General features: G+C 66.2%; 11 protein-coding genes and 1 other RNA gene. 8 read left to right on the forward strand and 4 right to left on the reverse strand.

From position 1 onward, the window contains the following. Positions 1–33: 33 nt before the first annotated feature. Positions 34–189, reverse strand: coding sequence for a hypothetical protein (locus XcodCFBP4690_RS22680; RefSeq protein ID WP_167394488.1), 156 nt, complete (start codon positions 187–189; stop codon positions 34–36). Positions 190–1107: 918 nt separating this feature from the next. Beyond that, the gene (locus tag XcodCFBP4690_RS05830; RefSeq protein WP_244183577.1) at positions 1108–1332 is read right to left on the reverse strand and encodes a hypothetical protein; all 225 of its coding nucleotides are present in this window, start codon (positions 1330–1332) and stop codon (positions 1108–1110) included. 194 nt (positions 1333–1526) lie between these two features. Here XcodCFBP4690_RS05830 and XcodCFBP4690_RS05835 point away from each other — a divergent pair, with 194 nt between their 5' ends. The 3 genes from XcodCFBP4690_RS05835 to XcodCFBP4690_RS05845 all read left to right on the forward strand — a co-directional run bounded on the left by XcodCFBP4690_RS05835 (position 1527) and on the right by XcodCFBP4690_RS05845 (position 4767). Then, positions 1527–2333, forward strand: coding sequence for a MipA/OmpV family protein (locus XcodCFBP4690_RS05835; RefSeq protein ID WP_104540066.1), 807 nt, complete (start codon positions 1527–1529; stop codon positions 2331–2333). A 377-nt stretch (positions 2334–2710) separates the two neighbouring features. Further along, a complete protein-coding gene (locus XcodCFBP4690_RS05840; protein WP_208622705.1) occupies positions 2711–3394 on the forward strand; it encodes a response regulator transcription factor in 684 nt (227 codons plus the stop codon). Further along, positions 3391–4767: a sensor histidine kinase gene (locus tag XcodCFBP4690_RS05845; protein WP_104540067.1), complete on the forward strand. Its 1377-nt coding sequence runs from the start codon at positions 3391–3393 to the stop codon at positions 4765–4767. Before XcodCFBP4690_RS05840 ends, XcodCFBP4690_RS05845 begins: the two co-directional genes overlap by 4 nt. 98 nt (positions 4768–4865) lie before the next feature. On the opposite strand, the gene XcodCFBP4690_RS05850 is transcribed toward XcodCFBP4690_RS05845, so the two are convergent. Further along, positions 4866–6350, reverse strand: coding sequence for a GGDEF domain-containing protein (locus tag XcodCFBP4690_RS05850; RefSeq protein ID WP_104540068.1), 1485 nt, complete (start codon positions 6348–6350; stop codon positions 4866–4868). Between the two features lie 283 nt (positions 6351–6633). Here XcodCFBP4690_RS05850 and XcodCFBP4690_RS05855 point away from each other — a divergent pair, with 283 nt between their 5' ends. Beyond that, entirely contained in the window at positions 6634–7641 is a 1008-nt protein-coding gene (locus XcodCFBP4690_RS05855) for a zinc-dependent alcohol dehydrogenase family protein (protein ID WP_104540069.1), read from the forward strand. Between the two features lie 4 nt (positions 7642–7645). On the opposite strand, the gene XcodCFBP4690_RS05860 is transcribed toward XcodCFBP4690_RS05855, so the two are convergent. After that, a non-coding RNA gene (locus tag XcodCFBP4690_RS05860) (sX9 sRNA) lies at positions 7646–7713 on the reverse strand. A 395-nt stretch (positions 7714–8108) separates the two neighbouring features. Here XcodCFBP4690_RS05860 and paoA point away from each other — a divergent pair. From paoA to XcodCFBP4690_RS05880, 4 genes are read left to right on the forward strand one after another with little or no spacing between them, the layout of a single operon-like run. Then, positions 8109–8768, forward strand: a complete 660-nt coding sequence (gene paoA / locus XcodCFBP4690_RS05865) for an aldehyde dehydrogenase iron-sulfur subunit PaoA (RefSeq protein ID WP_279628095.1) — start codon at positions 8109–8111, stop codon at positions 8766–8768. After that, entirely contained in the window at positions 8765–9715 is a 951-nt protein-coding gene (locus XcodCFBP4690_RS05870; protein ID WP_104540071.1) for an FAD binding domain-containing protein, read from the forward strand. Before paoA ends, XcodCFBP4690_RS05870 begins: the two co-directional genes overlap by 4 nt. Before the next feature lies 1 nt (position 9716). Then, positions 9717–11924, forward strand: a complete 2208-nt coding sequence (gene paoC, locus XcodCFBP4690_RS05875; RefSeq protein WP_104540072.1) for an aldehyde oxidoreductase molybdenum-binding subunit PaoC — start codon at positions 9717–9719, stop codon at positions 11922–11924. Continuing rightward, a complete protein-coding gene (locus tag XcodCFBP4690_RS05880) occupies positions 11921–12946 on the forward strand; it encodes an XdhC family protein (RefSeq protein ID WP_104540073.1) in 1026 nt (341 codons plus the stop codon). Before paoC ends, XcodCFBP4690_RS05880 begins: the two co-directional genes overlap by 4 nt. The last annotated feature ends 487 nt before the right edge of the window (positions 12947–13433 follow it).

The following is a 13433-nucleotide window of genomic DNA, read 5'->3' on the forward strand; positions in this document are numbered from 1 at the left end:
TGGCCGGACTCCACTTCGTCGTCTTCTCCATCCTCATGCTTGGAAATGCCGCGTCTCTATTTCAAAGTTCATAACACGCTCTAGCGTCAATATCGCGTCGGCCATTTCAGGGCTGCTGGCCAAATAAAGAGCAGGCTGCAGTTCAAGCGCTTCGACCATCTCAAACAATGCCTCGATGCTGATAGACATGGCTCTGGATTCATATCTGGGTATCCGCGCTGACGCCGTGTCTTTGTCCATGCCCATCGGCATGCCTACAGGGACCGAGCGCTGTTGTTCGAGGGTTGGGTCGATCATGGATGGAGCGGCAACGTCATTGCGGGACGCTCTGTCAGGCGTTTATGCGTCGAGCTGTCATGAGCCGCAGGAGCTTGTCTCTCGCTGCACGATTGGTACGACATCGATGCGGTTCTGCGCCTGCTCAACGCGATGCTTGCGGACCGTGCCCGAGCGGAGCGTTTTGCCTCGCTACACACGAACGATCAGATCGCATGGGTCATTGGCGCTCGGCAGTCTGCGCTCCAAGCGGCCTTCAAGGCGGGCGTGCTTCAACCCGGCGATGCTGGCGTTGCCGAGCAACAGGGCAGGGCCTTCGAGCATGCGGTCATGAAAGAACTCAGTCGGGGAGCGATGGGTGGTGTGTCCCCAGGGCAGCGACCTCTCGCCAGGCGATGGATGCGCAGCGGCAAGCGTGCTGATCAGTACCGGCGGCAGCTCCCGCCTGGTTGAACGGTCACTGACGTCCGGTCGAGGCCGGCGACCGGCGACCGGCGGGCGCGCTGGCTGTCGGCTGGGAGCGGTGACCAAACCGTCGCGAGCAGGCCTCGGGTGAGCACGGACAGCGCGCTCGGAACCTGAGTCTGCATGCCGATTGCGAGCGCCGGCCACAGCGCCAGGCGGTAAGCGCAGTCATCGTGGCGGCTCCAGGCCGACACGAGAACTTCGTGTGATGCGGGCGCGGCTTGTGTATCGCGCTGGAATCGTCTCCGCAGCTCACCGAAGCGTCTGCGCGGTACACGCGTAGGCCCTCACGCACCGCTGCATTCGATGATCCAGCGAGCAGGCTGACGCGCTCCGGTGAGCCGGTGATGGCTCCCGATGGGAGCCTCAATCGCGCTCGCCGCGCAGCACCGCCTGCAGAAAGGCAATCACCTGCGTCTGCCGCTGCATCCGGCTCAGTTGTGCGGCGGTCCAACCGCCCAGTTCGTGGATGGGGTCGTGGTGGAACCAGTGGGCCGCTTCGTGCAATGGCACGAGCAGGCCGGCCAGTCGAAGGATGGCGGCGTCCAGGCCGGGCGCCGGTGCTGGGTGCGAGGGCAGAGGGATGGGCATGCAGGGTCTCCGTGGCGGGGCAACCGTGCCACGACGATGTCGGCGTCATGTCGCAGGCCTGCGCTGGCGCTGCCGGTGCAACGCCGACATTTGGCCGACATCGCTGCGGCACGCTGCCGCCGCACCGCTGCTGCAGGCGCCGATCGTATCGTCCGCTGCGCCAGCGGGGCTCTCCTCCTCTCGAAGGCATGCCCATGATCCGTTTCCGTCTTGCGCTCGCTGCGCTGTTCGCACTGCCCGCCACTGCCATCGCCCAGACCACTCCGCAAACCGACCCAGCGTTGTCCGAGCAGGGGCCCTATCGCTGGGGTATCGGGTTCGGCGCAGTGGCCCTGGACAGCCCGTTCGCGGGCGAAGGCACGCGCATCAATCCGATCCCGCTGGTGCTGTTCGAAGGCGAGCGTTTCTTCTTCCGCGGCATCAGCGGCGGTGCCCATCTAGTGAACGGCAACAGCTTCGGCCTGGATGCCATCGTGGCGCTACGCCTGGATGGCGTGGATGCGAAGGATCTGGGCGCAGCAGAGCTTGCTCGCAACGGGATCGACCGGGCGTTGCTGGAAGACCGCGATCACGGCGTGGACGTCGGGCTGGCCGGCGTCTGGCGGGTTGGCGCTGGCGAGCTGGAGCTCACCGCAAAGGGCGATGTCACCGGCACCAGCGATGGGTACGAGCTGACCGCCCGCTACGGCTACGCCATCGATATCGGGCGCGGCCAGCTGACGCCGAGCATCAGTGTCAGTCATCTGTCCAAGGATCTGGCCAACTACTACTACGGCACGCGCGATGCCGAAGTCGCACGCGGGGTGGTGGACTACGCACCCGGTTCGGCCACGGTGACGTCGGTGGGCCTGACCTATCTGCGCCCGATCGGCCAGCGCTGGCAGTTGCTGACGCGCCTGCAGTACAGCGTGCTGCCGGGTGCACTGAGCGACAGTCCCTTGCTGGAACCGGATCGCGACGGTGTCGGCTCGGTCCTGGTCGGCGTTTCGTGGGGCTTCTGATGGCCGGGCGCATCCGGCGCATGCAGTGCCGTGTCACCCGGGACGCGTCGCCATGATCGGGGCCGCTCTGGTCTGTGTCCCGGCCCGATGGATTGCGGCGATGGAACACATCTGCCGATTTCGCGGGCAGGCGCGCGATGTCGCCGGCTGTCCATGCCGCTCCAATGGACGATCGATCCGGGCCTGTTGCTGACGAGGCCCGCAGTGGTTGCCCGTGGTGGGCGCACTGCACTGGCTGCTGCATGGCCGAGTGCAGGCGCTTGCTGACAAGATCGCGGCGGTCGGGCCTGCATGCGCTGGACCGCGTGCTGCGTATGATGTTCCCCTTCCCGAGAGTTGCCATGTCGATAACGCACCCGGTCGCGACCACGCAGGTTCTGCAAGTCCTCATCATCGAAGACAACCGGGCGCTGGCGGCCAATATCTTCGATTATCTGGAAGCCTGCGGGCACCGTCCCGATGCAGCACCGGATGGGCAATCCGGACTGAATCTGGCGATCGGCAATCGCTACGACGCGATCATCCTGGACTGGATGCTGCCGCGCATGGATGGCATGAGCGTGTTGCGCAAGTTGCGCGAAGAACATGCCTGCCGCACGCCCATCATCATGCTCACCGCCAAGGATCAACTGGAAGGCAAGCTGCTGGGTTTCGAGAACGGAGCCGACGACTATCTGGTCAAGCCGGTTGCGCTGCCGGAACTGGAAATCCGCCTGCGCGTGATGGTGAGCCGTGCCCGCGCCAGCGCAGCGGCCGGCAATGTGTTGCAGGTGCACGACCTGCGTTACGACCTGGACCGCCTGGCGATAGCGCGCGGAACACGCAGCGTGGTGCTGTCGGGCACCTTGCGCGGAGTGCTTGAACTGTTGATGCGCGAATCGCCACGGGTGGTACGGCGCGACCGGCTGGAGCGGCTGATCTGGGGCGATGCCTTGCCCGAGGGCGATCTGCTGCGCTCGCATATGCACGTGCTGCGGCGCGCGCTGGATCACGAGGGCGAGCAGAAATTGCTGCACACCGTGACCGGCACCGGCTATCGCCTGGGCGGGGCCGCCGAATGAGCCGCGGCACTCGCCTGCGCAGTCTGCAATGGCTGATCAGCGCCAGCCTGCTGCTGTCGTGCGTGGTGCTGGCGTTGGGGATGTCGGTCCAGGGCTTTTTGAGTCAGGAGTTGATCGAAGACCCGATCTGGCGGCAATTGCTGACGGTAAGCACGCAGAACCTCACCCGCCTGCCACCGGAAGACCTGCCGCAGGCGGTCCCGCGCAGCGGCCCGGTCAAGGGCTGGCTGCTGCAGCCGGGCGCGCCGCTGCCTGCGGACATGCCCGCGTTCTTCGCCGATCTGGCGCCTGGCTATTACGGCGAAGGGCAGCTGGATACACAGGGCGACCCGTCCCTGCTGGCGAAACTGCTGTCCATCGTGCGGCCGCACTGGGGGCCCTTCGCCGCCGACGCGGACAGTGTCCGTCACGACCGCACTTACTCGGCGTTGGTGACCGGCGTGCCGCAGGGACGGCTGGTCATGAGCATCGAACTGACCGCGCTGGAGGACAAGCAGAACGGCGGCGTGCAGCTCAGCGTGCTGTTCTTCATCTGCAACCTGGCGATGATCGGCTTGGTGATCTGGTGGCTGTTCCTGGGTTTTGCGCGCCCGGTGCAGGATCTCGCCAGACGCATGCGCCTGCTGGATCCGCTGCAACCGGCGCAGCGGCTGCCCACCGATTACCGCAAGAGCGAGCTCAACACCATCGCGCGCGAGGCCAATGCGCATCTGGAGCGTGTGGAGCGCGCGATCGAACGCGAGCGCAGCCTGCTGGATCAGGCCAGCCACGAGTTCCGCACGCCGCTGGCGGTGATTTCCGGTGCGGCCGATGTGCTGCACAAGCAGCAACTGCCCGAACGCGCGCAAGGGCCGCTGCACCGCATCGACGAGGCGGTGGACAACCTCACCCGCATCATGGAAGCGCTGCTCTACCTGTCGCGCGAACCGACACCTGCCGAGCGTCGGCAGGTAACCATCCTGCACGGGCTGCTGCCGGAGCTGGTGCAGGACCATCTGTATCTGGTGTCTGCCAAACCGGTGGAGTACTGCATCAGCGCGCTGCAGCCGCTCACGTTGCATGCGCCCGAATCGATGGTGCGCATCGCGGTCGGTAACCTGCTGCGCAACGCGGCAGATCACACCTATGTGGGCCAGATCGAGGTGAGTCTGCACGGCCATCGCCTGAGCATTCGCGATTCCGGCGATGGCTTCGATACCGCGCTGGCGGCGCAGCGCTACACGGCATCGTTGAAGCAGTCGGTCAAGCAGGGCGGTGGTGCGGGGCTGGGCCTGTTCCTCACCCGTCGGATCTGCGAACGCTTCGGGTGGCGGCTGCATCTGGAGTCCTCCACTACCCAAGGCACGCTGGCCATCATCGATTTTCAGCCGTAGATGGTGTGCGACACGCACCTCCATCGCACTCGATGCCTACGCACCGATCAGCGGGGGGGGCAGCGCGCGCGCCAGCGGATACCGGGCCCGCTGGCGACTCACGCAGAGGTCCGATCGCGCCCGCCCTGCTTGGCGCGATACAGCGCCGAGTCGGCGTCGTGCACGATGGCGTCCGGGGTGCGGGGAGCTTCGCCCGGTTCGAAGGTGGCAGCACCCACGCTGACGGTGACGTGCGCGCTGGTCGGGCTGGTCAGATGCATCAAGCCGAGCTCGGCCACGGCGCTGCGCACCGCGTTGGCCAGACGCAGCGCACCGGCGGCGTCGGTATGCGGTAGGATCATGGCGAATTCTTCGCCACCGTAGCGCGCGGCGACATCTTCGCTGCGGCGCGAGCAGGCGGCGATGGCACCGGCAATCAGGCGCAGGCAGGCATCGCCGTTCACATGCCCGTAGGTGTCGTTGTAGAGCTTGAAATGATCGACATCGATCATCAGGACCGCTAGCGGCGCCTGGTGGCGCACGGCATCCTGCAAGGCCTGCGAGAGCCGGTGGTCGAATGCGCGACGGTTGGCGATGCCGGTGAGCGCGTCCACCCAGGCCTCGGAGCTGAGCCGGTCCTCGTTGCGATGCATGCGACGCAGCTGCAGGTCCAGCCAGATGCCGACGCCGAGCAGCAGCGTGCAGCCGAGCGCGGCGATCACGATGCGCTGGCGGGCTGCTTGCCGCCAGCTTGCCAGTGCATCGTCCACCGAAACGCCGGTCAACACGGTCAGCGGATACGGACGCGCCGGCGCGAAGCTGGAGATGCGCTCCACGCGATCGATCGGCGAGCGATAGGTGACGGTGCCGTGCTTGCGTGCGCGCATGGCCACGTAGAGGGAGGTGCCGGCGATCGAAGCACCCACCACGCCCTGGCGGTCGGGCCGGCGTACCAGCACGATGCCCTCGTCATTGGTCATGCCGATGGTGCCATGCGGCCCCACGTCGAAGGTGCTGTAGTAGTGCTGGAAATACTTCAGCTGCAGCGTGACCAGCACCACGCCGGCGAATTCGCCATCGGCTGTGTTGAGCCGGCGGCTGAGCGTCATTACCCAGCTGCCGTCGGAGCGGCTGCGCACCGGCGGGCCGACCAGCGACAGCGCATCGCGGTGGTCGCGGTGATATCTGAAATAGGCGCGGTCGGCGTTGTTATGCGTTCGTGGCGTGCTGTCCAGCGACGAGCTCACCCAGCTGCCGTCGGCGGCATAGATGAAGATGCCATGCAATCGGTCCGAGCGACGTGCCTCGCGCATCAGGAATTCATGCATCGCTGCGCCCGCGCGGGCGGGGCCCTGGTCGTGTTCGACACGCGCCACCAGCCCCGACAGCACGGCATCGGCGATCGACAAGGTGTCGCTGGCATGCTGCGCCAGCGAATTGGACAGATTCGACGACTGTCTTTCCGCGCTGTGCAATGCGCTCGCACGCTCTTCGCGGATGGACCAATATTCGGACCCGAGCAACAGCATCCACGACACGACCAGCACGAAACACAACGCGATGCGCTGTGCACATTGCCGCCGCTGCTTTGCGCTCGAACTCACTGTGGCTCCCTGTCTGTCCAGCAGGGTGATGCAACCGGTGTGCCAGCCTACCCGCGCGTCTTGCGGCAAGTGCGTGCAGGCGCCGGCGCAGCATGCGGATCTGTGATTTGCGACTCACCAGGATGCAACAGCTCGGTTGGGCAACGCTCAGAAGAAACCTGCGAACCCCGCCATGCCCCGCGGCGCAGCACCCGCTCGCCGCGTCGATGCAAGCCAGCTCGACTGCATCCGCGTCACGGCATGCATGTTATCCAGGCATCAGGTCACACATCAGGAGCCCGCAATGCGCGCCATCCGTCTATCGCATCCCGCTGGCCTGAATGCCTTGCATTCGGTCGACTTGCCAGATCCGGGGCAGCCTGCCCGCGGCCAGATCCGCGTGCGCCTGCAGGCCAGTTCGCTCAATTTCCACGACCTGGGCATCGTGCTCGGGCAGATGCCGACAGCCGACGGGCGCATTCCCATGTCCGACGGTGCCGGTGTGGTGGAAGCGGTGGGGCCGGAGGTGGACGAGTTCGCGGTGGGCGATCATGTGGTGTCCACTTTCTATCCGCAGTGGCTGGACGGCGAGCCACTGCAGGCCGGGTTTGCGACCACGCCAGGCGATGGGGTGGATGGATATGCGCGATCTGCAGTGGTAACGGCCGCAACTGCGTTCACGCATGCGCCAGCCGGTTACAGCCATGCGCAGGCCGCCACCCTGACCACCGCCGGCGTCACCGCCTGGCGTGCGCTGGTCGTCAATGGCGGGCTGAAGGCGGGCGACACGGTGCTGGTGCTGGGCACCGGCGGTGTGTCGATCTTTGCGTTGCAGTTCGCCAAGGCCATGGGCGCCAGCGTGATCGCCACCTCCTCGTCCGATGAGAAGCTGGAAAAGGCGCGTGCGCTCGGCGCTGACCATGTCATCAACTATCGGCAGCATGCCGAGTGGTCCGCGCAGGTGCTGGAGATCACCGACGGCCGAGGCGTGGACCATGTGGTGGAAGTCGGCGGACCGGGAACGCTCGCCCAATCGATCCGCGCCGCGTGCGTGGGCGGGCATATCGCCCTGATCGGCGTACTGACCGGCGCTGCCGGCCCGGTGCCGACCGCCGAAATGATGGGCCGCCAGCAGCGTCTGCAGGGGCTGGTCGTCGGCAGCCGGCGGCACCAGCAGGACTTGGTACGCGCATTGAACGGCCTGCCGCTGCGCCCGGTGATCGACCGCGCTTACCCGCTGGAGGCCATCGCCGATGCATTCGCGCTGCAGAAGGCCGGCGGCCACTTGGGCAAGATCGTGCTGGAGTTCTAGGAGCGGCTGACAGAACGTGGCGAGCGATCGTCAGGTGGGCGCGGGGGAATCGGAGTGTAGGAGTGGGTACATGAGGATTCCGGGCAGCGGCCGCATCCGCCTGACGGCTGCGCAGCCGTTCTGTCAGCTGCCCCGAGGCACGCGCTGGTGTCGCGCCGGCACACGATGCGCGGCACATGTGCGCTGGTACCGCGCTGCCACACTGATGTGTTCCAGGTCCCGGCTTGCAGGTGACTGCGCACGTACCGCATGCAGCATCGCATCGACATGGAGGTACAACGACACAGCCGCACGATCCAATGATGAGCACGTTTCATAACCGCATGCAGACCTCAACTTCAATGCTGGTGCAGACGATCCCTAGAATCGGGTGACCCCAGGCTCGATCGCGCATGGCTGCACTCACGCGCCTGTGACCGGTGGCCCTGCACATTGATAAAGAACTGTAAAAGCCAGCATTGTTGGAGATGCCAGCCATGAGAGACATCAGGATGACCCGTCGCGAGGTATTGATCGCTGGCACGGCGTCCGCAGCCAGCGTTGCCGCAACCCAATCGATGGCTGCCACCGCTGCCAATGCGGTGGCGCAACGGCAGGCGGTGGAGCCGGCCAATACGTCCAGCCAAGTTGCGTTCGAGGTCAACGGCAAGCCGGTGAGGCTGACCCTGGATAACCGCACCACCTTGTTGGATGCGCTGCGCGAACATCTGCAGCTGACCGGCACCAAGAAGGGTTGCGATCACGGGCAATGCGGTGCCTGCACGGTGATCGTCGACGGGCAGCGCATGAATTCCTGCCTGTCGCTGGCGGTGATGCACCAGGGCGCCAAGGTCACCACCATCGAGGGTCTGGGTACGCCGGAAAAGTTGCATCCGATGCAGGCCGCCTTCGTCAAGCACGATGGGTATCAATGCGGCTACTGCACGCCCGGCCAGATCTGCTCGGCAGTGGCGGTGCTGGATGAGGTCAAGCGCGGCATTCCCAGTCACGTGACCGAAGACCTCACCGCCCGGACAAAACTCACCAACTCCGAGCTGCAGGAGCGCATGAGCGGCAATATCTGCCGTTGTGGTGCGTATTCCAATATCGTCGAAGCGATCAACGATGTGGCAGGAGAACGCGCATGAAGGCTTTCAGCTATGAGCGCGCCACATCGCCCGCCGATGCTGCGGCCAAGGCCGCGCGTCAACCCGGAGCCAAGTTCATTGCCGGCGGCACCAACCTGTTGGACCTGATGAAGCTGCAGATCGAAACCCCGTCGCATCTGATCGATGTCAATGGCTTGAGCCTGGACACCATCGAGGCGACGGCGGAAGGCGGATTGCGCATCGGTGCACTGGTGCGCAATACCGATCTGGCCGCCGATGCGCGCATTCGCCGGGACTATGCGGTGTTGTCGCGCGCGCTGCTGGCAGGTGCGTCGGGCCAATTGCGCAACCGTGCAACAACCGCAGGCAACCTCTTGCAGCGTACGCGCTGCCCGTATTTCTACGACACCAACCAGCCCTGCAACAAGCGCCTGCCCGGCAGTGGTTGCGCGGCGATCGGCGGCTTCAACCGGCAGTTGGCGGTGATCGGTACCAGCGAGTCGTGCATCGCCACCCATCCCAGCGACATGGCAATCGCCATGCGCGTGCTGGATGCCGTGGTGGACACAGTGCGTCCGGATGGGCAGACCCGCGCAGTACCGCTGGCGGAGTTCTATCGCGCGCCGGGCAGCACGCCGCACCTGGAGACGGTACTGGAGCGGGGCGAGTTGATCACCTCGGTGACACTGCCCAAACCGCTGGGCGGAACGCACGTCTATCGCAAGGTGCGCGATCGCGCGTCCTACGCGTTTGCCCTGGTATCTGTGGCTGCCGTCGTGCAGCGCGACGGCACCGCACGGGTCGGCGTCGGTGGCGTAGCGCACAAGCCGTGGCGCAGCGAGGCTGCCGAAGCGCAGTCGCGCCAGGGTGCCCGCGCCATCGCTTCGGTCTTGCTGGACGGCGCACAGCCCACCGAACACAACGCGTTCAAGCTGCCACTGGTCGAACGCACCTTGACTGCGATCCTGGCCGACGCGAGGACCTGATATGAAATTCGATACTCCTGCAGGTACCAACCCGACCGATCAACTCAGGATCGTCGGCAAGCCCGTGGACCGCATCGACGGGCCACTCAAGACCACCGGCCAGGCGCCGTATGCGTACGAGCATCACGATCTGCCCGGCCGTGCCGCCTATGGCCACGTCGTGGGCGCGGCTATCGCCAAGGGCACCATCCGCAGCATCGATCTGAGCGCAGCGCGCAGCGCCCCCGGCGTGCTGGGTATCGTTACTGCACAGAGCGCAGGAAAATTGCAGAAGGGCAAGCTCAATACCGCCAGATTGTTGGGTGGGCCGGAGATCCAGCATTACCACCAGGCCATTGCCGTGGTGGTTGCGGAGACCTTCGAGCAGGCACGCGCCGCCGGCCAGTTGATCAAGGTGGACTATGGGCGCCACGTGGGTACCTACGATCTGGAAAAGGCGCGCGGCGCTGCCAAGGTCGCCAAGTCCGGCGGCGCACCCAATAGCACCGTAGGCGACTTCGCGGGTGCATTTGGCGCGGCACCGGTGCAGCTGGACGCCGAATACACCACCCCGGATCACTCGCACGCGATGATGGAGCCGCATGCGTCGATCGCGATGTGGGAGGGCGACAAGCTCAGCGTCTGGACCTCCAACCAGATGATCGCCTGGGGCGCGCGCGATCTGGCCACCACGCTCGGCATCCCGCGCGAGAATGTGCGGATCATGTCGCCTTATGTGGGTGGCGGATTCGGCAGCAAGTTGTTCCTGCGTGCCGATGCGCTGCTGGCGTCGCTGGCCGCGCGCGAGGTCGGGCGGCCGGTGAAGGTGATGCTGCCGCGGCCGCTGATCGCCAACAACACCACGCATCGCCCGGCCACCATACAGCGCATCCGCCTCGGCGCCGGGCGCGATGGCAAGCTCACCGCGATCGCCCACGAAACCTGGTCCGGCGACTTGCCCGACGGCGAACCGGAGATCGCCGCCGCGCAGACGCAGTTGTTGTATGCCGGTGCCAATCGCCTGATCGCCACGCGCCTGGCGGTGCTCGATTTGCCCGAGGGCAATGCGATGCGCGCGCCTGGCGAAGCGCCCGGGTTGATGGCGCTGGAAGTCGCCATGGACGAGATGGCCGAGAAACTGCAGATGGATCCGGTCAAATTCCGTGTCGTCAACGACACCCAGGTCGATCCGGAAAATCCGCAGCGTCCCTTTTCGCAGCGGCAGCTGGTCAAGTGCCTGGAAGAGGGTGCCAAGCGGTTCGGGTGGTCCAGGCGCAATGCCAGGCCCGCCAGTACGCGCGATGGTCGCTGGCTGGTAGGAATGGGCGTGGCCGCGGCGTTTCGCAATGCGCCGGTGATGACGTCCGGCGCGCGCATGCGGCTGGAGCAGGGTGGGCGCGTGGTGGTGGAAACCGACATGACCGATATCGGCACCGGCTCCTACACCATCATTGCGCAGACCGCCGCAGAGATGCTGGGCGTGCCGCTGGACTGGGTGGACGTGCGGCTGGGCGACTCCAGCTTTCCGGCATCTGCCGGTTCGGGCGGGCAATGGGGCGCGAACAGTGCCACCGCCGGCGTCTACGCAGCAGCGGTGAAACTGCGCGAGGCCATTGCCGCCCGGCTCGGGCTGGACCCGGCCAAGGCCGAGTTCGCCGATGGCCATGTGCGTGCCGGCGGCAAGCGCATTGCGCTTGGCGATGCTGCCGCCAACGGTGCGTTGGTGGTGGAAGACAAGATCGAGTTCGGCGACCTGGCGAAGAAGCAACAGCTGTCCACCTTCGGCGCGCACTTTGTCGAGGTTGGCGTGGACATCGCCACCGCGGAAATCCGCATCCGCCGCATGCTTGCGGTGTGCGCGGCCGGCCGCATCCTCAATCCCAAGTCTGCGCGTAGCCAGGTCATCGGCGGCATGACGATGGGCGCGGGTGCGGCCTTGATGGAGGAGCTGGCGGTGGACAAACGCTTCGGCTTCTTCGTCAACCACGATCTGGCCGGATATGAAGTGCCGGTGCATGCGGATATCCCGCACCAGGACGTGGTGTTCCTGGAAGAGAGCGACCCGATGTCCTCGCCGATGAAGGCCAAGGGCGTGGGCGAACTCGGCATCTGCGGGGTGGCGGCGGCGATCGCCAATGCGGTCTATCACGCCACCGGAGTGCGCGTGCGCAATTACCCGGTCACGCTCGAGAAGCTGCTGCCGCACCTGCCCGAGTCGCTGCGCGCGTGAGCGCGGTGGTCGCACCGGTCAGGCACGCGGCACCGGCCAAGCCGGCGTGGCCCGCGTGGCCGGGCTACGCCTTGCATGAGGATCTGTTGCCGATCCTGACGGCATGGCAGCGCGCCGGGCAGCGCGTTGCGATGGCGACCCTGATCGATGTGCAGGGATCCTCGCCGCGGCCGCTGGGCAGCGAGATGGCGATCAGCGCCGATGGCAGGGTGGCCGGTTACGTGTCCGGCGGCTGCGTGGAAGCGGCGGTGGCGCACGAGGCCGCCGCCGCCCTGCGCGATGGGCAGCCGCGTTGGCTGGACTACGGCGAAGGCAGCCAGGTGCTGGATATCCAGCTGAGCTGCGGTGGACGCATCGGCGTGCTGGTGTGGCCGGTGCCGGATCTGGCGGAGTACTTGGCGCGCTGGCGCAATGCGCGCCAGCACCGGCGTGCATTCCATGTCGCGCTCGACCGCGTGACCGGGGCCGTACGCTATCCCGCCAGCGCCCAGGACGCACGTGCGAGCGAATTCGTGTGCGTGCATCGCCCTCCGTTGCGGATGGTGGTGGTCGGGGCCGATCCGGCGCTGTTGGTGCTGGTGTCGTTGGCCAGCCAGATGGGCTTCGAACTCCGCGTCTTGCGGCCGCACGGCCCCAGCGAACCGCCGCCAGGTCTGGCGCCGGAGCACTACGATCGCCGTGCGCTGGGCGATGCGCTTGCAGCTTTGCAGCTGGATGCGAACACCGCGTTGTACAGCCTGGCGCACGATGGCGAGATCGACCTGCAGGTCGCCTGCCGCGGCCTGGCGTCCAATGTCGCGTGCATCGGGATCCTGGGCAGCCGGCACAAGCGCCGGGCGCGCCTGCAGGCACTGCGCGCCCTGGGACACGACGACGCGGCGCTCGCGCGCCTGCGGCTGCCTGCAGGCTGGCGCATGGGGCGGTCATCGCCGCATACCATCGCGCTCGGCATCGTCGCCGAAGCCACGCATGCCGTGGCAGACGCGCAGGCCAGTTTCGTAGGCGAACAGGCGCACAGGTAACGTTCGGTGGGGGGGCTTGCCGCATCCGGTGCCCGCGTTGCTTCACGAACAGGCAGCAGACCTGTGCCCACGCCGCGCATCTGACGCGCCCGCCCGGCCACGATTCGACGGGAGCCTGGCCACGCGCATCCGGTGACGGTGTCGCTGCCGACAAACGGATCGTCGTGAGTGAGCTGCGCCAACGCCATTGCGCTCGATCCATGCTTCTCGCACATCTGCGCAACCCCTCCACTGATGTCTGCGAAGCCCGTGCGTGACAGCCGGCAGGACAGGGCAACACGAACGCAGAGCATGCTGGCGCTGCAGTCCGTGCGTCATGCGCGTACTACGCGCGCACGTGACGCAGCAGTGCCGTGTGCAGTCACCTCGCACGCACAGTCCGATCTCTACGCTGGGTCCGTCTCCACTGTGTAAGACGTCGGCATGTCTCTTGTTTCTGTCTCAAATGACGACGTGCTCTGCGAGCGATGCGCCATTGACTCGCATG

The sequence above is a fragment of the Xanthomonas codiaei genome, assembly GCF_002939785.1.
Classification (GTDB): domain Bacteria; phylum Pseudomonadota; class Gammaproteobacteria; order Xanthomonadales; family Xanthomonadaceae; genus Xanthomonas; species Xanthomonas codiaei.